The organism is Actinophytocola sp. KF-1 (assembly GCF_054661535.1).
The window spans coordinates 530868-551572 of the sequence record NZ_BAAFVK010000003.1; the positions used below are offsets into that span (position 1 = coordinate 530868).

Here is a 20705-nt window from a genome sequence, read left to right on the forward strand (position 1 = left end):
CACCGCATGCCGTGTTCAGTTCAGCTCGAGCCGGACCTGCGCCTGCTCGGCCTGCGCGACCTCCGCGAAGGACGCCGACTGGGCGCGGCCCTCGCGCAGCCACGCCCGCAGCCGCTCGATGACCTCCCGCTGCGCGCGGGACAGCGGCACCGACCGGCTGATCGCCGCGGTGATGTCGGCGGTGCGGACGTCCCGGTCCTCCGGGAACGCGTGGTACAGCGCGTCCACGATGGCCTGCTCCAGCTCGGCGCCGGTGAAGCCGTCGGAGATCTGCGCGAGGTGGTGGACGTCGAAGGCGCCCGGGTCGCGGCGGCGTTTGCGCAGGTGCACGGTGATGATCTCGCGGCGTTCCTCCTCGGTGGGCAGGTCGAGGAAGAAGATCTCGTCGAACCGCCCGCGCCGCAACGTTTCCGGCGGCAGCGCCGTGACGTCGTTCGCGGTGGCCACCACGAACACCGGCGCGGTCTTCTCCTGCATCCACGTCAGGATGGTGCCGAACACCCGCTGCGCGGTGCCGCCGTCGAGGTCACCGCCGCCGAGGCCCTTCTCCAGCTCGTCGATCCACAGCACGCACGGCGCGACCGTCTCGGCGAGGTGCAGCGCGCGCCGCACCCGTTCCTCGGACTCGCCGACGAGCGACCCGAACACCGCGCCGATGTCCAGGCGCAGCAACGGGAGCCGCCACAGGCCGCCGATCATCTTCGCCGTCAGGCTCTTGCCGGTGCCGGGGATCCCGATCAGTGCCAGGCCTTTCGGCGCGGGCAGCCCGAACGCGGCGGCCTCCTCGGTGAACGCGCGCTCCCGCAACGCGAGCCACCGCTTCAGCGAGTCGAGGCCGCCGACGTCGTCCGGGGTCTCCTCGGCCGCGAAGAACTCCAGTGCCTGGCTCTCCCGGATGATCGCCTTCTTCTCCGCGACGACCGCGTCGATGCCGCGGTCGTCGAGCACCTCGTCGCGCACGATGGCCTTCGCGAACGCGCGTTTGGCCTGTGCGGCGGTCAGTCCGAGCGCGGCCTGCGCCAGCCGCGCGCGGCCCTGCGGGGTGAGCGCCGACCGCACGCCCGCGGTGTCGTCGATCAACGTGTCGAGCGCCGCCCGCAGCGCGTCGGCCTGCGGCAGCGGCATCTCCACGAGCACGGCGTCGTCCCGCAGTTCCTGGGGGATCTCGCGGGACGGGGTGGTGACGACCAGCGACGCGCCGGTGTAGATAAGCTGCTGGGCGAGGCTGCGCAGCTTGCGGCGCACCCTGGGTTCCTTGCCCCAGAACTCGTGGAAGTCCTTCAGCACGTAGAGGTCGCGGCGGTCCGGGGACTTCAGCGCCATGTCCTTGACCTTGTCCAGCGCGGCGAGCGGGTCCCCGGCCGCCGGGAGCTGGCGCCCCGCCTTGGACTCGAACCCGGCGACGACCTCCCACAGCACCAGGTCGGAGCCGCGGTCCCGGTCCCTGCGGACCTCGTCGAGCACCTCGATCGCGCGCTGCTCCTCCACCGTGACCAGCACGATCAAGGCCACCCGCGCACGCAGGTACAGCCGGATCTCCTCCTGGATGTTCACCAGACGTCCCCTCCCGGCGCCGCGATCCCCGTCACCGTGACCATGCCGTCGACACCAATGTGCACCTCCACGTCCGGGACCCTTCCCAGCGCGGCCGGCGGGTACCGGCCGGTGCGGTCCCAGTACTCCTTGTTCGCCGACCCCCGCAGCCCGGCCGCCACCCGCAGCCGCTCGTTGTAGCGGCCCGCCACGACGAGGTCGGCGCCGGCCACGGCACGCGCCATGGCCGGGTCGCGCTCGATCTCCGCCCGCGTGAACCCGGTCAGCACGATCACCCCCAGGTCGGCCGCGGCCCGCAACCCGGCGCAGAACGCGGCGACGGCCTCCGGCTGCTCCAACGGCTCACCCCCGGTCAGGGTGACGCCCTCGATGCCGGGCACCTCCGCGAGCGCCGCGTCCACCAGCTCGCCGACGGTCCGGGTGGCGCCTGCGGTGCCCTCGTGGGTCTCGGGGTTGAAGCACCCCGGGCACGCGAGCGCACACCCCTGGCTCCACACCACGAACCGCTGGCCCGGACCGTTGGCGAGGCTGCGCGGCAGGACGCTGTGCACCCGCCAGGGCAGCGCGCGACCGGTCAGTGCCACAGCCGGTCCTGGGTCTCCTCCTCCGCCTCGACGTACGCCTCGTCGGTCAGCTCCTGAGCTGCGATGTCCCCGCCGAGCAGCTCGACCAGTCCCTCCGTGTTCGTCAGGCACGCCATCCCGGCCACACCCTGAACCGACATCGCGACCGTCCCGTCGGGAGCGATGCTGACCTCGACCACCTCGTCCGCCATACCCCCATCGTAGGAGCCGGATCACGCCGCGTTGGCCGGTTTGCCACACCGCGTCAGCAAACTGCCAGGGGAACAGGCCGCCGTCCGCGGCCGGGTACCTACCGCCACGGGCGGAGCTTGTCCGGGTTGAGCACCGCCCAGATCCGCGTGATCCGGTCGCCGGTCACGTCGAATGCCAGCACCGCCACGGTCGTCCCGCCCAGTCGCGCCACCAGGCCGGGCTGGCCGTTGACCGTGCGTTCGGTGAGCACCGCGCCGGGCAGCGCCGCCGCGCGGTCGGCGAAGAACCGGGCGATCGCGGCGGCGCCCTGTACCGGGTGAAGCACGGCGCTCGCCACCCCGCCGCCGTCACCCGTGGCGACGGCGCTCGGGTCGAGGAGCCCCACCAGCGCGTCGATGTCCCCCGCCTGCCACGCCTGTTTGAAGTCGCGGACCACCTCGGCGTGCCGGGCCGCGGGCGCCGCGGGCCGTTCCGCCGAGGCGATGCGGCGGCGGGCCGACGACGCGAGCTGGCGGCACGCGCCCGGACTGCGGCCGACGACCTCGGCCACCTCCGCGAAGGAGTACCGGAACACGTCGTGCAGGACGAACGCCACCCGTTCGGCCGGGGTCATCGACTCCAGCACGACGAGGAACGCCATGTTGACCGACTCGTCGAGTGTGATCCGGTCGGCCAGGTCACCGTCCTGGTCGGGCACCGGCTCGGGGATCCACTCGCCGACGTACCGTTCGCGCCGCACCCGCGCCGACCGGAGCAGGTCAAGGCAGATGCGCCCGGCGACCGTCGACAGCCACGCCCCGGGCGCCGCGATGCCCGCCTGTTCCGCCCGGGACATCGCGTACCAGCGGGCGTAGGTCTCCTGCACGACGTCCTCGGCGTCGGCCAGCGACCCGAGCAGCCGGTACGCCATGTTGATCAGCTGACGCCGCTCGCTCATCACCGCGGCCAGGTCCGGGTCGCCCATCGTCGTCCTCTCCACACCCGGTCCGACGGGACAGCGCACCGGAACGTCAGGCCTGACGTTACGACGGACCAGCTCGTCGGGTGGGCATGAACATCACCCTGTGGGTCGTCGCGGGCCTGCTCGCGGCGCTCTTCCTCGCGAGCGGCCTCGCGAAGCTGGTTCAGTCCAAGGAAAAGCTGGTCGCCTCCCCGACGGGAGCGGCCCTCGCCGGGTACGGCCCGGCCGCCATCAAGGGCATCGGCACGGCCGAGGTCCTCGCGGCGGCCGGGCTGGTCCTGCCCGCCGCACTCGGCATCGCACCGGCCCTGGTCCCGGCGGCCGCCGTGGGCCTGGTGCTGCTGATGACCGGCGCGATCGTCACGCACCTGCGCCGCCACGAGGCCACGGTGCTCGCGATGCCGCTCGTGCTGCTCCTGCTGTCCGCGTTCGTGGCGTGGGGCCGCTTCGGCCCGCACGCGTTCCCCGGCTGAGCGGACCAAGAACCGCGCCCGGCCTCGCAGAGCGGGCGAAGCCCCCATCACCCCCGAGGGGTGCCTGCCAACCCAACCCCGTGCCCAAACCCCCGCCATCCCGGAGACCAGCCCCTCCGGCGAGGAGGCCCGTCCGGCGAGGACAAACCCAGAACGGGGACAACCCCCGAACCGCGAAGACCCCGGAGGCAACCCACAAAGAGGCAAACCCGCTCCCGGACGGACCGCGGCTACGCGTTCGCCGCGAACCGTGCCTTGTTCCACAGGTCGAAGTAGAGCACCTCGGTCCACCAGCTCAGCCCGACCGGGTGCGCCGTCTTGCGGTCGCGCGTGTTGTCGAAGTCGTCGTCGAGGACGAGGCCGTGGAAGGGGGCCAGCGGGCCGTCCGCCTTCTCCGCCGCCGCCTTCGCCAGCACGGCGCCCGCCGCCTCGGGGTCGTCGGGGAGCGCGTCGACGGCGGCGCCCGCTTCCTGGCACAGGCCGATCTCGCGCTCGACGCACGCCCGCAGCGCGTCCGCCTCGCTCTCCACCATCGTGTCGAGTTCGATCGTCTCCAGCAGGAGGTAGCGGTCGCGGTGCGCATCGAGGAACGTCAGCGTCTCGTCGATCGCGCCCAGCAGCCGGGGCGCGTCCGCTCCCGCGGACCGCAGTGCCGCGCAGAACTTCGCCAGCCGGGCGTGGCCCGTGGCGAACTCGCCGCTGATGGCGTACAGCGGCGTCCGCTGCCCGGGCGCGTCGTCCTCGAAGCCGTCGGAGATGAGCGACGCGCACAGCCGCGGGTCCCCGGACATGAGCACCCGGTAGGAGAACGGCACGGCGTACGGCCATTCCGACAGTCCGGAGATCGTGTCCGGCCGGTCCTCATAGGACTCGGGCCGGTTGCTGGTGCTGTAGAGGTAGGACCGGTTCGCCATGGTCGGATCCTAGGGTGCGAGCGCGGACGCCAACGGCACCGGCGTGTCCTGCCCCGGCCACGTCCCGGTCAGGACGGTGCCCGGGAGCGCCACATCCGCGTCGAGGCGGCGGGCGAGCGTCAGCTCGACGGTGTCCGTGACGATCACGACCGGGTCGTCCCCGGTGACGCGCACGACCGCGCCGACCGCGGGCGCCGCCGCGCCGCCTGCGCCGGCGATCGCCATGGTGGGTGCCCGCCGCTCCCCGTCCTCGAACACCTCCTCGGCCTGGCCCGCGCCGGTGAGGACCGCGTGGGCGAGGGCGGCGGCGTAGACCGGGTCGCCGACCGCGTCGTACACCCACCGCGTGCCGAGCACCGAGTGTTCCGCCGTGCCGAGCAGCCAGGCGTCCGCACCGGCGAGCGGTGCGGCGCGGTAGGTGAGCGGCACCTGGTGCACCGGCCCGTCGCCGGCGCGGACCAGCATCGTCTCGATCCCGACCGCCCCCGCGGGGTCGTCGAACCGGTACCCGGCAACGCGGTCGAGGTCACCGCCGGGTGCCGGGAACCACGGCAGGCCGGGCAGCCTGGCGGCCAGCAGTTCGAGCTTCGTGGGGGTCAGCGTCGCACGGTGGATCAGTGCCATGCGGACATCGTAGGGAGGCCCGTCCACGCCGGACGTGGTGTTCAATGTGGCGACGGCACCTGGGGGGCCAGGTGAGAGAAGGACCCACAATGCGAATATTGTCCACAGCGGCGCTCGGCTCGGCCGCGGCTGCCGTCGCGTTGGTCATGGCCGGGGCGGCGCCCGCCGGGGCGATCAACTCCTACAACGCGACGCCCGCCCCGGAGCGGACCGAGGTCGGAGCGCTCGTCGCCACCTGGGACAACGACGACGACCCCGCCACGCCGGACCGGGTGGACTGGGTCTGCTCGGGCACGATGGTCGACGCGGGCACGTTCCTGACGGCGGCGCACTGCACCGCGCCCTTCACGTGGCCCGCGAACGTGCGGTTCTACGTCTCGCTGGACCAGGACGTGCAGGCCGGTCTCGACGCCGCCGCTGCCGCGCACCCCGGTGACCCGACGGCGGTCGCGCGGGCGGTCGGCGTCGAGGGCGTCGCGCACACCGAGGCGGGCTACCCGGGCAACTCCGCGGACGCGCACGACATCGCGGTGATCGAGGTGTCCCCCGCGGCGATGGCGGCACGCTGGTCGTTCACGCCCGCGACGCTGCCCACCGCGGGCCGGCTCGACGCGCTCGGCCCGCGCGCGCTCGACGCCACGGACTTCGTCGTCGCCGGGTACGGCACGCAGGAGGCGCGGCGCGGTCCCGGCGGCCACACGCACCCCGGTGGCGGTGTCCGGATGAAGGCGCCGGAGTCGTTCGACGCGCTCAACAAGACGTGGGTGCGGCTCGCGATGACCGCGCCGCAGGGCAACGGCGGCGCCTGCTACGGCGACTCCGGCGGCCCGAACTTCGCGGTGCTGGGCGGGAAGCTGGTGCTCGTGGCGACCACGATCACCGGTGACACCCCCTGCTACGCCACGAACGTGGCCTACCGGCTCGACACCCCGACGGCGCGGTCGTTCCTCGCGCCGTTCGTCGAACTGCCGTAACACGTCGAAACGACCACGGATGCTGTGACACTCTGACACACTTCGTCCCACCTCAGTAGTCGGGAGAAAGGGACATCCGTGGCACTCAGCAGGCGCAAGGCGCTCGTCCTCGGCGGTGGTGCCGTGCTCGGCACCATCGCCGGGACGGGCGCGGCAGCGGCGGCCACCGACTGGATCCGGTTGCCGGTCGTCACCGCGAACATCGGCCGCAAGAACCTCGGCGCGCGCGAGGACGCGATCCGCGCCGTCCGCCACGCGGACGACGCGGCCCGGCCCCTGGTGGGCTGGCAGGAGATCCGCGAGGGCGACACCGGCGAGCCCGCGATGATCGACCGGCACTTCGGCGACCTGTACCGGAACGCGTTCCTGCGCCACGACACCGCGTTCCGCGTGCCGATCTCGATCCCGAAGCCCTGGCGGGTGGTCGGCACGAAGGCCACATTCACCCACGGCGGCATCGAGCACGTGACGCCGCCGCGCTGGATCACCGAGGTCGTCGTGCGCCACGAGACGCACACCGCGCTGGAGTTCGCGATGGTCAACACCCACTACATCGCGAACGCCCACAACGGTGACCAGCGCGCCGACCTGCGTGACGAGTGGAAGAAGCACAAGGACGTCCACCGCGACCGCGTGATCGCCCACCACAACCAGGGCCGCCTGGTCATCTGGACCGCCGACACCAACAACCCGGACTACGTGCGCGCCACCGGCCGTGACGCGGAGCGCCGCGCCTTCGTCAACGGCATCGACCGCGTCAACTGGCTGCCCGGCAACGGCAGGGTCCGGCTGGAGCTGCGCACCACGAAGACCGTGGACATGCGGGTCGACGGCCACGACGCGCGGGTGGCGATCTTCCGGATCCGCCTGGCCTGACGATCATCCCCGCAGCGCCCCGGTCACGGCCTCGACCACGGCCGCCGGGCGTTCCATGTGGACCATGTGCCCGGCGTCGTCGACCACGACGGCGCCGGGCGGGGCGTTCGTGACCGGCAGGACCTGGTCGGCCCGGCCCCACACGACCCGCACCGGGACGTCGACCGCCGCGAGCAGCGGGGCGGCGTCGATGCCCGGTCCGTCCCCGGACAGCAACGTGCCGAGCAGCGTGTCGAGTGCCTTCTGCACGCCGTCGAGGCGTTTGTACCTCATCAGGTCGTCCGCGAGCTGCCGGGTGACCTGGGCGGGGTCGGCGAACAGCTTCGTCAGGTGCGGCTTGAGTTCCCGGCGGGACGCGGCCGCCGCGAACCCCCGCAGGTACCCGGCGTCCACGCGGTCGCCGAACCCCGCCGGGGCCACCAGCGTCAGGGACGCGACCCGGCCGGGTTCGCGGGCGGCGGCCGCGGTGACCACGGCACCGCCCAGCGAGTGGCCGACCAGGTGGGCGCGTTCGATCCCGCGTTCGGCCAGGAAACCGAGCACGGCGCGCGCGAGCGTGTCCAGCGAGCCGTCGCCGACGTCCTTCGTGGACTCGCCGTGCCCCGGCAGGTCGACGGCGTGCACGGTCGCGTGCGCGGACAGCGGTTCCTGCACGAACAGCCACGAGTTCTTGTCACCGCCGTAGCCGTGCACGAGCAGCACGTGCTCCGCGCCGTCGCCGAGCGTCGCGTACGCGATGGTCCTGCCGTCCACGCACACGGTCCCGGTCTCCGGGCCCGTGACGTCCTCGACGACGCCGGAGTCGAGTTCCTCCCGTGCCGCGCGGGCGGCCGCGTCGATCTCCTCCTCCGGCACGTCGGCCGGGGCGATGAGCGCGATCGTGGCGCCGACGGGGACGTCCTCGTTCAGCTCCGCGATGATCCGCCGCACCACACCGGGTTCGGCCGCCTCGAGCGCGCCCGCGATCTTGTCGGTGTCCACGTCGGCCAGTTCGTCGCCCTCCGCGACCTCGTCGCCCTCCGCCACGATCCACTCGGTGATCTTGCCGGTGGTCATCGACAGGCCCCACTTGGGCATCGTGACCTTCTTGATGTCACTCACGGGCGAGTCCAGTCCATGGTCTTCTTGACGGCGCTCAGCACCTTCTGCGCGTCCGGGATGTACAGCTCCTCGAGCGACTGCGCGAACGGCACGGGGGTGTGCGGCGCGGTCACCATCTCGACGGGGGCGCGCAGCGCGCCGAACGCCTCCTGCGCGACCATGGCGGAGATGTCGGCCGCCATGCCGCAGCGCGGGCTGGCCTCGTCGACGACCACGAGCCTGCCGGTGTTCTCGACGCTCTCCAGGATCGTCTCGGTGTCGAGCGGGCTGGTGGTGCGCGGGTCGATGATCTCCGCCTCGACGCCCTGGCCGGCCAGTTCCGCGGCGGCGGCCTCGGCGACGGACACCATGCGGCCCAGCGCCACGATCGTCACGTCGTCGCCGTCCCGCACCACGTTGGCCTCGCCGAACGGGATCGTGTAGCTGTCCTCCGGCACGTCGCCGGTGACGTCGTACATGGCCTTGTGCTCGCAGAAGATCACCGGGTCGTCGTCCCGGATCGACTGCGCCAGCAGGCCTTTCGCCTCGTACGGGCTCGACGGCAGCACCACCTTCAGGCCCGGGATGTGCGTGAAGACCGGGTACAGGCACTGGGAGTGCTGCGCGGCGGCGGACAGGCCGGCGCCGTACATCGTGCGGATCACCACCGGGGTGACGGCGTTGCCGCCGAACATGTAGCGGAACTTGGCCGCCTGGTTGAAGATCTGGTCGAAGCAGACGCCCATGAAGTCGATGAACATCAGCTCGGCCACCGGCCGCATGCCCCGCGTCGCGGCGCCGACCGCGGCGCCGATGAACGCGGACTCGCTGATCGGCGTGTCCAGCACCCGGCCGGGGAAACGGTGGTAGAGCCCTTTGGTGACACCGAGGACGCCGCCCCACGCGTCGTCGTCGCCGGGGCTGCCCTGCCCGCCCGCGTTGTCCTCGCCGAGGACGATCACCCTCGGGTCCCGTGCCATCTCCTGCGCGAGCGCCTCGTTGATCGCCTCGCGGTAGCTGATCGTGCGTGCCATGGCGGTGCTCCTCAGTAGCTCACGTAGACGTCGGTGGTCAGGTCGGCCGCGGTGGGTTTCGGCGCCGCCTTGGCCTCGACGACGGCCGCGTCGATGAGCTGCGCTACCTGTGCGTCGACGCCGTCGAGCGCGGCGGGGTCGAGGAGCCCGGCGTCGGTGACGTGCGCGCGGAACCGCGTGAGGCAGTCGAGGGTCTCCCGTGCGTGGGCGACCTCGTCGGCGCGGTAGGTCTGCTGGTCGCCCTCGAAGTGCCCGAAGTACCGGGTGAACTTGATCTCGATGAGCGTCGGGCCGCCGCCGTCCCTGGCGCGGGCGATGGCCTCGCCCGCCGCCTCGTGCACGGCGAAGAAGTCGAACCCGTCGACGATCACGCCCGGCATGCCGAACCCGGCGGCGCGGTCGGCGATGTTGTCGGCGGCGACCGACCACGTGCTGGCGGTCGCCTCGGCGTAGCCGTTGTTCTCGGCGACGAAGATCGCGGGCAGGTGCCACACGGACGCGAGGTTCAACGCCTCCAGCGTGGTGCCCTGGTTGCTGGCGCCGTCACCGAAGAACGCGACGCCCACGCCGCCGGTGCCCTGCTGTTTGGCGGCGAGCGCGGTGCCGCAGATCAGCGGCGGGCCGCCGCCGACGATCCCGTTCGCGCCGAGCATGCCCTTGGACAGGTCGGCGATGTGCATCGAGCCGCCCTTGCCGTGGCACGTGCCCGTCGCGCGACCGTAGATCTCGGCCATCATGCCCTTCACGTCCACGCCCTTGGCGATGCAGTGGCCGTGCCCGCGGTGGGTGCTGGCGATCGCGTCGCGTTCGTCGAGGTGCGCGCACACGCCGGTGGCGGAGGCCTCCTCCCCGGCGTAGAGGTGCACGAAGCCGGGGATCTCGCCGGTCGCGAACTCGGCGTGCAGGCGTTCCTCGAACTCGCGGATCGTGCGCATCGTCCGGTAGGCGTCGAGCAGCGCGGTCTCGTCGAGCCCCTGCACGGCGTCGGCTGGTCGGGTGGTCGTCATCGTTGGCTGTCCTTTCCGGAGTGTCCGGCGATCCGGCGGAACAGGCCCGTCCTGGCCGCCTGGTCCATGACGGCCGCGACGTCGACGCGACGCGGCCCGTCCCCGCGCAGCCGGACGGTCGCGGGCACCGTGCCGTGCAGTGCGATCTCGCGTTCCCCGTCGACGGCGACCACCCCGGTGCGGGTGGCCACCTCGACCCGCTCCCCGACGCGCATCGGCCGCCACTCCGCGACGCCGACGGGCAGCACGAGCCCCGGCGCGATCGGCGCGTGCACGACGGTCGGCGCGTCGTCGACCGGGCACAGCCGCAGGGCGACGCCGTCGGGCTTGTCGCGGGGGCTGGGGCACAGCAGCCCGGGGACGGACGACAGCCCGACGGCGTCAGGTTCGGCGAACGTGCAGTACAGCTCGGTCAGGGACGCCGGGTCCCACAGCGCACGGGCCCCGACGTGCCGGGCGGTCGACACCCCGACGTCGACCAGGGCCGGTTCGGTGCGGTCCTCGCAGGTCACCTCGAGGACGGACGCCCGGCTCGTGGCGAGCGCGACGTCGACGGCACCGGTCGCGACGAGCCCGGCGGCCAGCCCGGCGACGGTCGCTTCGCGCAGTTCGGGGAAGGCGTTGTTGGTGCCGGTGGAGAGCGGCAGCAGCGGGACGTCGTGCCCGGGGCCGTCGAGCAGCGCGCCCGTCGCGACCCGGGCGGTGCCGTCGCCACCGAGGCAGATGACCACGCGGACCCCGGCGTCCACCATGCGGCGGACGGCGTTCGAGGTGTCCTCGGCGCGGCCGGTGATCGTGTCGTCGTCGACGAAGCGAACCTCGGGCCAGGGGGCGGCTTTCGCCGGGCGGTGCTGGACCGCGCGCAGCACCGTGGCGGAGATGCCGCCGAGATCGACGGAGACGTACGCGGTGGTGACGTTGACGGCGGCCAGTGCGCTCAGCATGCGCTGGACCATGTTGGCCTTCTCCGCGGTCGGGAACACCGACGCGCCCGCCACCAGCCGGCGGATGTCCCGCCCCGAGGCGGGATTCGCCACGATTCCCACCGCTGTCATGCCGCCACCTCCTCTGGGATGGAACATCGGTGGGCTGCGCGCGGGACAGGGTTGCAAGGGGTTGCAACGTGCCGTGGGTCTCACTCCGTGGGTTTCTCTCCGGGGGTCCCTTGCCGTGGGGTCCTGACCGGACGGGCGTCCTCGCCGGAGGGCGTCCTGCCGGACGGGCCTCCTCGCCGGAGGGGCTGGTCTCCGGGATGGCGGCTGGTCGGGCACGGGGTTGGGTTGGCCAGGACGGTGTCCGGGGGTCTGCCTGCCATCCCCGCCGTCAGAGATCCACCAGGACCTTCATCTTGCGCCCGGCGTGCAGGGCCTCGAAGCCCTCCTCGTGCAGTTCGTCCAGGTCGATGTGGGTCACCCACCCGTCGGTCCGGTAGTGGCCGCTCGCCATCAGCTCGATCACCGCCGTGAAGTCTTCCGACGTGTAGCACAGCGAGCCCTGGATGCGGGTTTCCGCGAGCACCAGCTTGAGCAGCGACGTCTCCAGGGGGCGGCGCGCGCCGAGGCAGTCCAGTGCCGCCGACACGCTCGCCGCGACGCCGGCCGCGTCGAAGGCCGCCGCCGCGCCTTCGCCTGCGGTCAGGCTCATCACGTAGTACGCGGGGTCGATCTGGGTCGGGTCGATGACGTCGCCCGCGCCGAGGTCGCTGATCGCCCTGCGGCGGTCCGCCGACGGTTCGCAGATCGTGATGTCCTCGACGCCCTGACCGCGCAGCGCGAACCACAACCCGATGCCGATGGGGCCCGCCCCGAACACGACCGCGTGCTCCCCCGGCGCGACCGCGCCCAGCCGCGCCGCGTGGAAGGCGACGGCCATCGGCTCGACCATCGCGCCGAGTTCCGCACTGACGCTGTCCGGCAGCGGGTGCAGCATGTGCCCGGGCACGACCGTGTACTCGGCCATCCCGCCGTCGGCCATCAGGCCGTGGAAGCCGATCCGCCTGCACACGTTGTACCGCCCGGACCGGCACGGCGGGCACTCGCCGCACCGGTGGATGGGCTCGACGGCGACCCGGTCCCCCTCGGTCACCCCCTCGACGCCGGCGCCGACCTCCACGACGACACCACAGAACTCGTGCCCCATCACCAGCGGGATCGACAAGCCGGTCAGCGGATGGGGTTCCGTGGGGAAGAAGATCGGGCCCGCGTAGTACTCGTGCAGGTCCGTGCCGCAGATCCCGTTGTGGCTCACCCGGATCTTCACGTGCCCCGGGCGGCAGTCCGGCTCGGGCACCTCCTTGATCTCGACGTCCTCGCGTCCTCGGTACACAGCTGCGCGCATGGTCCAGGCTCCTTCGCTGATCGCACCGATGCGGCGAACACCGCATGAGCACTGTGATACGTGCGCACCACCGGGCCAACGGTTGCGGCCGGGTTGCAGTCAGCTCTCGGTGGCGCGGGCACGCACCACGGCGGGCGCGAGCGAGCCGGGCAGCAGGTCGGCGGGCCGCGCGGGCCAGCGCACGGTCACCTCGACGCGGTCGCTGAACCGGTACGGCCGGTGCGCCAGCACGCTGCCGAGGTGCCTGCGCAGCCGCGACATCTCGGCGCGCACGGTCACCGTGGACCGCGCGTCGCCGAACAGGTCCGCCGCCAGCTCCGGGGCGGAGCGGCCGGCCGGGTTGTCCGCCAGCACGAACAGGATCTCCGCGTGCCTCGGGGTCAGCCGGTGCTCCCACTCCCCGCTCGGCCCGCGCACGGTGACCGTCCACTGTGCGCGGTCACGTAGGTCCAGCGTCACGTGCGCGGGTGGCGCGCTCTCCTCGGTTTGCGGCCGCAGCAACCAACCGCCCGGCAACGGTTCCGCGGTGCACGGACCCATGGCGGGCAACCAGATCAGGCCGTTGGTGACGCGTTCGGGCACCAGCACGCGGTTCACCGGCGGCAGCCCGGCCACCGCGGCGACCCACCCGTGCGGGTCGGTGACCAGCACCGGGCCCTCCGTGCGCGCGAGCATCGGGGTGGCGACCGCGCGCAACTGCTCCAGGTCGGCGTAGTGCGCGGCGGACAGCTGCGCCTCGGCGAGCTTCGCGACCGCGTCGACGAGCGCGAGCGTGCTCGGGTGCACACTGGCGGCGGGTCCGCTGACGTCGATGACGCCGAGCAGCTGCCCGCTCTTCGGGTCGTGGACCGGGGCGGCGGCGCACGTCCACGCGTGGTGGGTGCGGACGTAGTGCTCAGCCGAGTACACCTGCACGGGCTGGCGGACGATCAGCGCGGTGCCGATCGCGTTGGTGCCGACCGTGTCCTCGCCCCAGCAGGCGCCCTCGACGAACCCGAGGCGGTCGGCCTGCCGCCGCACGGCGCTGCTGCCGTCGCGCCACAGGACACGTCCTTCGGCGTCGACGACGACCATGATGTGCGACGCCTCGTCGGCGACCGACACGAGCCCGGACCGCAGCACCGACAGCACGGCGGCGAGCCCGGACGCGCGGCGGCGGTGCTCGACCTCCGCGGTGTCCAGCGGGTCGGCGGTGGCGTCCTGGTCGGGGTCGACGCCGAAGCGGGTCACCCGCGCCCACGACGCCTCGATCACGGAGCGGGGCCGCGCGGGCGGCCGGGCACCGGCGATGGCGGCCTCGTGCACCTTCGCCAGGACACGCGCGTAGCGGCGCGGATCCTCACCGACGGGTAGCGCCGGCTCCAACTGTTCCCGCTCCACGGCTTCCCTGCCGTCCACGTCGTCGTGGTGTCCGGCCCACACTAACCCAGCTCAGGCCCCAGGACCACGGCCGTGCAGGGGGCCAGCAGACCGTCCGCGAACCCGCCCGCGCCGGACGAGATCAGCACCCGGCCGCGGTGGCGCACCGGCACCGGCCCGTCGCCGAAGTTGGCGAGCACCGTGAGCGCGTCGCCGCGGCGGTAGGCCAGCACGTCGTCCGGGCAGTCGAGCAGGGTGAGGTCGCCGTCGCGCAGTGCGGGGTGGGCGCGGCGGAGCGCGATGAGCCCGCGGTAGAGCCACAGGATGCTCGTCTGGTCGGCGCACTGCGCCCCCGCGTTGCGGGTGTCGGCGTGCGGCGGCCACGGCAGCCACGGGTCACCGGCCCAGCCGTGGCCGGGGGCGGCGGTCCACGGCACGGGCGCGCGGGAGCCGTCGCGGCCGAGCGGGTCGCGGCGGCGCCCGGGCGGGATGATCGCGTCGGTGAGGCCGAACTCCTCGCCCTGGTAGACGAACGGCGTGCCACGCAGCGTGAGCAGCACGGTCGCGGCCACGCGGGCGCGGTCCTCGCGGTCGCCGTGGCGGGTGCGGTGGCGGGGCTGGTCGTGGCTGGACAGCGGCCACGCGGGTGCGCGGTGCGGGCCGTACACCCGCTCGGCCTCCGCGATGCGGTGCCGCCACGCCGCCGCCGACCACGGCGCCTCCATCAACGAGAAGTCGAACGCGGCGTGCAGCTGTCCGTCATCCACATAGGACGGCACGGCCGCCGGGTCGGCCAGCGGGACCTCGCCGACGAGCACGCGGTCGCCCGGGTGGGCGTCGAGGACCGCGCGGATCTCGCGGAGCAGGTCGTGCGTGCGCGGGTCGCGGTAGCCGCCGACGAACTCGTCGAGGTTGCCGGGATCGGACAGCACGGCGTCGGGCAGGGCCGGGTCGCGGCCGATCAGGTTCACCACGTCCGCGCGGAACCCGTCGACGCCGCGGCCGAGCCAGAACCGCAGCCCGTCGAGCATCGCGGCCCGCACGCCGGGGTGGTTCCAGTTCAGGTCGGGCTGGGCCGGGGTGAACAGGTGCAGGTAGTACTGGCCGCGGACCGGGTCGAAGGTCCACGCGGGGCCGCCGAACGCGCTGGGCCAGTTGTTGGCGGGCGCGTCGGCCCACCAGTACCAGTCGCCGTGCGGTCCGGCCGGGTCGTGGCGGGAGGAGACGAACCACGGGTGCCGGTCGCTGGTGTGGTTGGGCACCCAGTCGAGCAGGACGCGGACACCGCGGCCGTGCGCGGCGGCGAGCAGGCGGTCGAACGCGGGCAGTCCGCCGAAGCAGGCGTCGACGTCGGTGTGGTCGGCGACGTCGTAGCCGCCGTCCACGCCGGGGCTCGGGTGGATCGGGGACAACCAGATCGCGTCCACGCCGAGCCAGGTCAGGTGGTCGAGCTTCGCGGTCACCCCGTCCAGGTCGCCGATCCCGGAGCCGGTCGTGTCCAGGAACGACCGGGGGTAGACCTGATAGACGACGCCTATTGACATCGGCCTAGTAAACCGGTTTATCCTCCGCCGTGTAAACCGGTTTAGGAGGACCGTCGATGAGCGACCGCCGCCCCACCATCGCCGACGTGGCACGCCACGCCGGCGTGTCGAAGGGTGCGGTGTCGTTCGCGCTGAACGGGCGGGCCGGGGTGAGCGCGGAGACCCGCAAGCGGATCCTCGACGCGGCCGCCGAGCTGGGCTGGTCGCCCAGCCACCGGGCCAGGGCGCTCTCCGCCAAGCGCGCGTTCTCGCTGGGTCTGGTCATCGCCCGCGACCCCGACCTCCTGGGTGCGGACCCGTTCTTCCCCGCGTTCATCGCCGGGGTCGAGAAGGTGCTCGCCGCCCGCGACCAGACGCTGGTGCTGCAGGTCGTGACCAGCCCGGCCGCCGAGGAGGCCGGGTACCGGCGCCTCGCCAGGGACGGCCGGGTCGACGGCGTGTTCCTCGTCGACCTCCGCCGGGCGGACCCGCGGATCGCGCTGCTGGAGGAGATCGGGCTGCCCGCGGTCACGCTGAACCGGCCCGACGTGCCGTCGCCGTTCCCCGCGGTGATCCTCGACGACCGGCCCGGCATCGCCGCCGCCGTCACCCACCTCGCCGAACTCGGCCACACGGCGATCGCGCACGTCGCGGGCCCCGAGGTGTTCCTCCACGCCATCGCCCGACGGGACGCGTTCCGGCAGGCCATGGCCGACGCGGGTCTGCCACCCGGCCGGGTCGTGGCGGGCGACTTCACCGCGGCGGGCGGACGCGAGGCCACGCACCAGCTGCTCACCGGGCCCGGCCGGCCCACCGCGATCGTCTACGCCAACGACGTGATGGCGCTGTCGGCCATCGCGGTCGCCGCCGAGCTGGGCCTGCGGATCCCGGAGGACCTGTCGATCACCGGCTACGACGACACCACACTCGCGGGGTACGTGCACCCCGCGCTCACGACCGTCCGCGCCGACGCGCGGAGCTGGGGGGAAGCCGCGGCGACCACGCTGCTCGCGCTCGCGGACGGCGAAGACGTCGCGGACACCACGCTGCCACCGGCCGAGCTGATCCTGCGGAGATCGACCTCGGCGCTCTGATCCCACCCCTCAACCCCGTACGGAGACGCAATGAAGCGCATCCTTGTCGCTTTACTCTCGGCCACCGCCCTGGCCACCACCGCGTGCGGCGTGGACAGCGGCGGCGGTGGTGACGCCGCCGGGTCCGCCGACAAGCGCGGCCCGATCACCATCTGGTACTCCAACAACGCCGAGGAAGTGGCGTGGGGCAAGGCCATGGTGGACACGTGGAACGCCGCCCACCCGGACGAGAAGGTCACCGCACAGGAGATCCCGGCTGGCAAGACGACCGAGGAGGTCATCGGCGCCGCGATCACCGGCGGCACCGCACCCTGCCTGGTGTTCAACACCGCGCCCGCGGCCGTGCCGCAGTTCCAGAAGCAGGGCGGCCTGGTGGCACTCGACGACTTCCCGGGCGCGCGTGAGTACATCGAGAAGCGCACCGGCGAGACGGCCGCGCAGTACCGGTCCCCCGACGGCAAGTACTACCAGCTGCCGTGGAAGTCGAACCCGGTCGTGATCTTCTACAACAAGGCCGCGTTCACCAAGGCGGGCATCGACGCGGAGAAACCGCCGCTGTCCACCTACGACGAGTTCCTCGACACCGCACGCAAGGTGGTCAAGGGCGGCGGCGCGAAGTACGCGATCCTGCCCGCGCCGACGAGCGAGTTCTTCCAGTCCTGGTTCGACTTCTACCCGCTCTACGCCGCGGAGACCGGCGGGACGCAGCTCGTCGAGGACGGCAAGGCCACGTTCGCGAGCGACGCGGGCGAGAAGGTCGCCGCGTTCTGGAAGACCCTGTACGACGAGGGCCTCGCGGGGCGCGAGAAGTACAACGGCGACGCGTTCGCCGACGGCCAGGCCGCGATGGCGATCGTCGGCCCGTGGGCCATCCCGGTCTACAAGGACAAGGTCGAGTGGGGTTCGGTGCCGGTGCCGACCTCGCAGGGCACGCAGGCCAACGAGATCCACACCTTCTCCGACGCCAAGAACGTCGCCATGTACTCCGCGTGCGAGAACCGCGGCACCGCGTGGGAGCTGATGAAGTTCGCGACCAGCGAGGAGCAGGACGGCGCGCTGCTCGAGGCCACCGGCCAGATGCCGTTGCGCGCGGGCCTGCAGGACGCCTACCCGGACTACTTCGCGGAGAACCCGGCGTACACGATGTTCGCGGACATGGCGTCGCGGACGGTCGAGGTGCCGAACGTGCCGAACTCGATCGCCATCTGGCAGGCGCTGCGGGACGCGTACAGCAACGCGGTGATCTTCGGCAAGGCCGACCCGGCGCAGGCGCTGAAGGACGCGGCCGCGAAGGTCGACCAGCTGGCCGGACAGTCGTAACCGGACCGTCATGCCACGGACCACGAAGCGGGGACCGCTGCTGGGCCGCCAGCCCATCGGCATCGCCTTCGTCACGCCGTACGCGGTGTTCCTGGCGGCGGTCTTCGCCTACCCGCTCGGCATCGCGGTGTACATGTCGTTCCACGACTGGTTCTTCGCCGCGCCCGGCGCGGTGGTGGACCGGCCGTTCGTCGGGTTCGACAACTACGTCACCGTGTTCACCGACCCGGCGATCCTGCGGTCGTTCGCGAACATCGCGATCTTCCTGGTGATCAACGTGCCGCTGACGGTGGCGTTGTCGCTGGGGCTCGCGTCCGCGCTCAACGCGGCGATCCCGTTCCGGACGTTCTTCCGGGTCAGCTTCTACGTGCCGTACGTGACCGCGAGTGTCGCGGTGGTCGGCGTGTGGCTGTTCCTGTTCAACTCCGACGGGCTCGTCAACTCGGTGCTCGGGCCGCTGGCCCCGGTCCCGTCGTGGCTCGTGAACGCCACCCTCGCCATGCCGGTGGTGGCGGTGTTCGTGACGTGGAAACAGCTCGGGTTCTTCATCCTGCTGTACCTGGCGGCGCTGCAGAACGTGCCGAAGGAACTGTACGAGTCGGCCGCGGTGGACGGCGCGTCGCGGTTGCGGTCCTTCTGGACGGTCACCGTGCCGGGCGTCCGCCCGGCCACCACGCTCGTGGTGCTGCTCGCGACGATCACCGGCGCGAACCTGTTCACCGAGCCGTACCTGCTCACCGGTGGCGGCGGCCCGAACGGGGCGTCTGCGTCGCCGGTGCTGGTGATGTACCAGCGCGGCATCGAACAGGGCGAGGCCGGGCTCGGCGCCGCGATCGGCATCGTGCTCGTGGTCCTGACGCTGCTGGTCTCGCTGGTGAACCGACGGCTGCTGGAGCGTGACTGACATGTCCAGGACGGTCCGCCTGCTCGCGCTCGCGGTCGGCGCGCTGATGTTCCTGTTCCCCTTCTACTACATGCTGATCGGCAGCCTGCAGACCGAACCGGACACCACGCCGGCCGGTGCGCTGCCGAACCCCGGCAACCTGACCACGCGGAACTACACCGACATCAACGAACGGCTCGACCTCGGCACCACCCTGCTCAACTCCGGGATCTTCACCGGCGGGGTGCTGCTGTGCACGGTCGTGTTCGGTGTGCTCGCCGGCTATGCCCTGGCACGCCTGCACTTCCGCGGACGGGCGCTGCTGTTCAACCTCATGCTGCTGGTGCAGGTGATCCCGTTCCAGCTGCTCACGATCCCGCTGTACGTGCTGATCGTGCGCACCTACGGCCTCGCCGACTCCTACCTGGGGATGATCCTGCCGTTCGCGATCAACTCGGCGGCGGTGTTCATCTTCCGCCAGTACTTCCTGCAGCTGCCGCGCGAGCTGTTCGAGGCGGCGCAGGTCGACGGGGCGAGCGAACTCGCCATCCTGTGGCGGGTCGCGCTGCCGCTCGTGAAGCCGGCGCTGCTGACCGCGGTCCTGCTGACGTTCATCGGGCCGTGGAACGAGTTCCTGTGGCCGTTCCTCATCACCAAGGACGCGGACATGCAGCCACTCGCGGTGGCGCTGGCGAACTACATGAGCAACGTCGCGGCCCGCGCGGCCAACCCGTACGGCGCGTTGCTCGCAGGCGCCTGTGTGCTGGCCGCGCCGGTGATCCTGCTGTTCGTGATCTTCCAGCGCCGTTTCGTCGCCACCAACCTCGGATCCAGTGTGAAGGGCTGATCTTCCGTGACTCCTCCGTACACCCTCACCCGCGTCGGCGTGCTGATGACCCCGGAGCCGGGCAACGAGCTGGAGGCCGAGGGGGTGCTGAACCCGGCCAGCGGCTACGGCCCGGACGGCACGCTCTACCTGCTTCCCCGGCTCGTCGCCGCGGGCAACGTCTCACGTGTCGGGCTCGCCGAGGTGGTGCTGACCGACGGCGTGCCGACCGGTGTGGCCCGGCGCGGTGTCGTGCTCGCGCCCGACGAGGGCTGGGAACGCGGGAAGAACAACGCCGGCGTCGAGGACCCGCGGGTCACGTGGGTGCCGCGGCTGGGCGTGCACGTGATGACGTACGTCGCGTACGGCCCTCTCGGCCCGAAGCTGGCGATCGCGGTGTCGAAGGACCTGCGGGAGTGGCGACGGCTCGGGCCGGTCCACTTCCGGTACCAGCCGGGTCTCGACACGGACCTGAACCTGTTCCCCAACAAGGACGCCGTGTTCTTCCCCGAGCCGGTGCCCGGGCCGGACGGCGAGCCCGCGTACGCGATGCTGCACCGGCCGATGTGGGATCTCGGCTGGTTCCGCGACGGCGAGGGCGTGCACCTGCCCGCCGGGGTGACCGACGAACGACCCGGGATCTGGGTGTCCTACGCACCCGCCCGGGACGTCGAGCGGGACCTGGACACCCTGGTGCTGCAGGGCGACCACCGGCTGGTCGCGTTGTCCGAGCACCCGTTCGAGGAGCTGAAGATCGGCGCCGGGCCCGCGCCCATCCGGGTCGACGAGGGCTGGCTGCTGCTGCACCACGGCGTGATCGGCGCGATCGACGACCCGTGGGAACCGCAGCAGCAGAAGGTGTCGTACGCGGCGGGCGCGATGATCCTCGACCCGGACGACGTGAGCCGCGTCCTGGACCGCTCGACCGTGCCCATGCTGACCGCAGAGACCGAGGACGAGCGGTCCGGCACCGTGCCGAACGTCGTCTTCCCCACCGCGATCGAAGAGGTCGACGGTGTCCGCTACGTGTTCTACGGCATGGCCGACACCAAGATCGGCGTCGCCCGCCTCGACCGGATCTGACTCAGGA

The 20705-nt window shown here is 72.3% G+C and carries 21 protein-coding genes; 8 read left to right on the forward strand and 13 right to left on the reverse strand.

Going from position 1 to position 20705, the window contains the following annotated elements; genetic code table 11:
- Positions 1-15 precede the first annotated feature (15 nt).
- From ACYQ77_RS12190 to sigJ, 4 genes are all read right to left on the reverse strand, one after another.
- A complete protein-coding gene (locus ACYQ77_RS12190) occupies positions 16-1554 on the reverse strand; it encodes an AAA family ATPase (RefSeq protein WP_459710426.1) in 1539 nt (512 codons plus the stop codon).
- Complete coding sequence (locus ACYQ77_RS12195) at positions 1551-2138, reverse strand: 4Fe-4S cluster-binding domain-containing protein (RefSeq protein ID WP_459710428.1); 588 nt, start codon at positions 2136-2138, stop codon at positions 1551-1553. The genes ACYQ77_RS12190 and ACYQ77_RS12195 overlap by 4 nt, the downstream gene beginning before the upstream one ends.
- Positions 2129-2329: a DUF2997 domain-containing protein gene (locus tag ACYQ77_RS12200; RefSeq protein ID WP_459710430.1), complete on the reverse strand. Its 201-nt coding sequence runs from the start codon at positions 2327-2329 to the stop codon at positions 2129-2131. Before ACYQ77_RS12200 ends, ACYQ77_RS12195 begins: the two co-directional genes overlap by 10 nt.
- Positions 2330-2427: 98 nt before the next feature.
- Positions 2428-3294, reverse strand: coding sequence for an RNA polymerase sigma factor SigJ (gene sigJ / locus ACYQ77_RS12205; RefSeq protein WP_459710768.1), 867 nt, complete (start codon positions 3292-3294; stop codon positions 2428-2430).
- Positions 3295-3380: 86 nt separating this feature from the next.
- On the opposite strand from sigJ, the gene ACYQ77_RS12210 reads away from it, so the two are divergent.
- Entirely contained in the window at positions 3381-3764 is a 384-nt protein-coding gene (locus ACYQ77_RS12210; RefSeq protein ID WP_459710432.1) for a DoxX family protein, read from the forward strand.
- Between the two features lie 230 nt (positions 3765-3994).
- Here ACYQ77_RS12210 and ACYQ77_RS12215 read toward each other — a convergent pair whose 3' ends face one another.
- Together ACYQ77_RS12215 and ACYQ77_RS12220 are read right to left on the reverse strand one after the other, a co-directional pair.
- Positions 3995-4678, reverse strand: coding sequence for a DUF7822 domain-containing protein (locus tag ACYQ77_RS12215; RefSeq protein ID WP_459710434.1), 684 nt, complete (start codon positions 4676-4678; stop codon positions 3995-3997).
- Positions 4679-4687: 9 nt separating this feature from the next.
- Positions 4688-5302 carry a CG0192-related protein gene (locus tag ACYQ77_RS12220; RefSeq protein ID WP_459710436.1) on the reverse strand — a complete coding sequence of 205 codons (615 nt, stop codon included), beginning with the start codon at positions 5300-5302 and terminating at the stop codon, positions 4688-4690.
- An 89-nt stretch (positions 5303-5391) separates the two neighbouring features.
- Here ACYQ77_RS12220 and ACYQ77_RS12225 point away from each other — a divergent pair, with 89 nt between their 5' ends.
- Positions 5392-6276 (forward strand): trypsin-like serine protease, encoded by an 885-nt coding sequence (locus ACYQ77_RS12225; RefSeq protein ID WP_459710438.1) that lies wholly within the window; start codon positions 5392-5394, stop codon positions 6274-6276.
- A 78-nt stretch (positions 6277-6354) separates the two neighbouring features.
- Complete coding sequence (locus ACYQ77_RS12230; RefSeq protein WP_459710440.1) at positions 6355-7152, forward strand: hypothetical protein; 798 nt, start codon at positions 6355-6357, stop codon at positions 7150-7152.
- 3 nt (positions 7153-7155) lie between these two features.
- Here the strand turns inward: ACYQ77_RS12230 and ACYQ77_RS12235 are convergent, their stop codons facing one another.
- The 7 genes from ACYQ77_RS12235 to ACYQ77_RS12265 all read right to left on the reverse strand — a co-directional run bounded on the left by ACYQ77_RS12235 (position 7156) and on the right by ACYQ77_RS12265 (position 15513).
- Entirely contained in the window at positions 7156-8253 is a 1098-nt protein-coding gene (locus tag ACYQ77_RS12235) for an acetoin dehydrogenase dihydrolipoyllysine-residue acetyltransferase subunit (protein WP_459710442.1), read from the reverse strand.
- Positions 8250-9266: an alpha-ketoacid dehydrogenase subunit beta gene (locus tag ACYQ77_RS12240; RefSeq protein WP_459710444.1), complete on the reverse strand. Its 1017-nt coding sequence runs from the start codon at positions 9264-9266 to the stop codon at positions 8250-8252. The genes ACYQ77_RS12235 and ACYQ77_RS12240 overlap by 4 nt, the downstream gene beginning before the upstream one ends.
- An 11-nt stretch (positions 9267-9277) precedes the next feature.
- Complete coding sequence (locus ACYQ77_RS12245; RefSeq protein WP_459710446.1) at positions 9278-10273, reverse strand: thiamine pyrophosphate-dependent dehydrogenase E1 component subunit alpha; 996 nt, start codon at positions 10271-10273, stop codon at positions 9278-9280.
- Entirely contained in the window at positions 10270-11328 is a 1059-nt protein-coding gene (locus tag ACYQ77_RS12250; RefSeq protein ID WP_459710448.1) for an ATP-NAD kinase family protein, read from the reverse strand. Before ACYQ77_RS12250 ends, ACYQ77_RS12245 begins: the two co-directional genes overlap by 4 nt.
- Before the next feature lie 268 nt (positions 11329-11596).
- Complete coding sequence (locus ACYQ77_RS12255) at positions 11597-12610, reverse strand: alcohol dehydrogenase catalytic domain-containing protein (protein ID WP_459710450.1); 1014 nt, start codon at positions 12608-12610, stop codon at positions 11597-11599.
- A gap of 99 nt (positions 12611-12709) precedes the next feature.
- The gene (locus ACYQ77_RS12260) at positions 12710-14008 is read right to left on the reverse strand and encodes a helix-turn-helix domain-containing protein (RefSeq protein ID WP_459710452.1); all 1299 of its coding nucleotides are present in this window, start codon (positions 14006-14008) and stop codon (positions 12710-12712) included.
- A 23-nt stretch (positions 14009-14031) separates the two neighbouring features.
- Positions 14032-15513: an alpha-amylase family glycosyl hydrolase gene (locus ACYQ77_RS12265; RefSeq protein WP_459710454.1), complete on the reverse strand. Its 1482-nt coding sequence runs from the start codon at positions 15511-15513 to the stop codon at positions 14032-14034.
- A gap of 56 nt (positions 15514-15569) precedes the next feature.
- Here ACYQ77_RS12265 and ACYQ77_RS12270 point away from each other — a divergent pair, with 56 nt between their 5' ends.
- From ACYQ77_RS12270 to ACYQ77_RS12290, 5 genes are read left to right on the forward strand one after another with little or no spacing between them, the layout of a single operon-like run.
- On the forward strand, positions 15570-16586 hold the full coding sequence (locus ACYQ77_RS12270; RefSeq protein ID WP_459710456.1) for a LacI family DNA-binding transcriptional regulator: 1017 nt from the start codon (positions 15570-15572) through the stop codon (positions 16584-16586).
- Between the two features lie 30 nt (positions 16587-16616).
- Positions 16617-17906 carry an extracellular solute-binding protein gene (locus ACYQ77_RS12275; RefSeq protein ID WP_459710458.1) on the forward strand — a complete coding sequence of 430 codons (1290 nt, stop codon included), beginning with the start codon at positions 16617-16619 and terminating at the stop codon, positions 17904-17906.
- A 10-nt stretch (positions 17907-17916) separates the two neighbouring features.
- A complete protein-coding gene (locus ACYQ77_RS12280; RefSeq protein WP_459710460.1) occupies positions 17917-18810 on the forward strand; it encodes a carbohydrate ABC transporter permease in 894 nt (297 codons plus the stop codon).
- Position 18811: 1 nt separating this feature from the next.
- Positions 18812-19636, forward strand: a complete 825-nt coding sequence (locus ACYQ77_RS12285) for a carbohydrate ABC transporter permease (protein ID WP_459710462.1) — start codon at positions 18812-18814, stop codon at positions 19634-19636.
- 6 nt (positions 19637-19642) lie between these two features.
- On the forward strand, positions 19643-20698 hold the full coding sequence (locus tag ACYQ77_RS12290; RefSeq protein WP_459710464.1) for a glycoside hydrolase family 130 protein: 1056 nt from the start codon (positions 19643-19645) through the stop codon (positions 20696-20698).
- Positions 20699-20705: the final 7 nt, after the last annotated feature.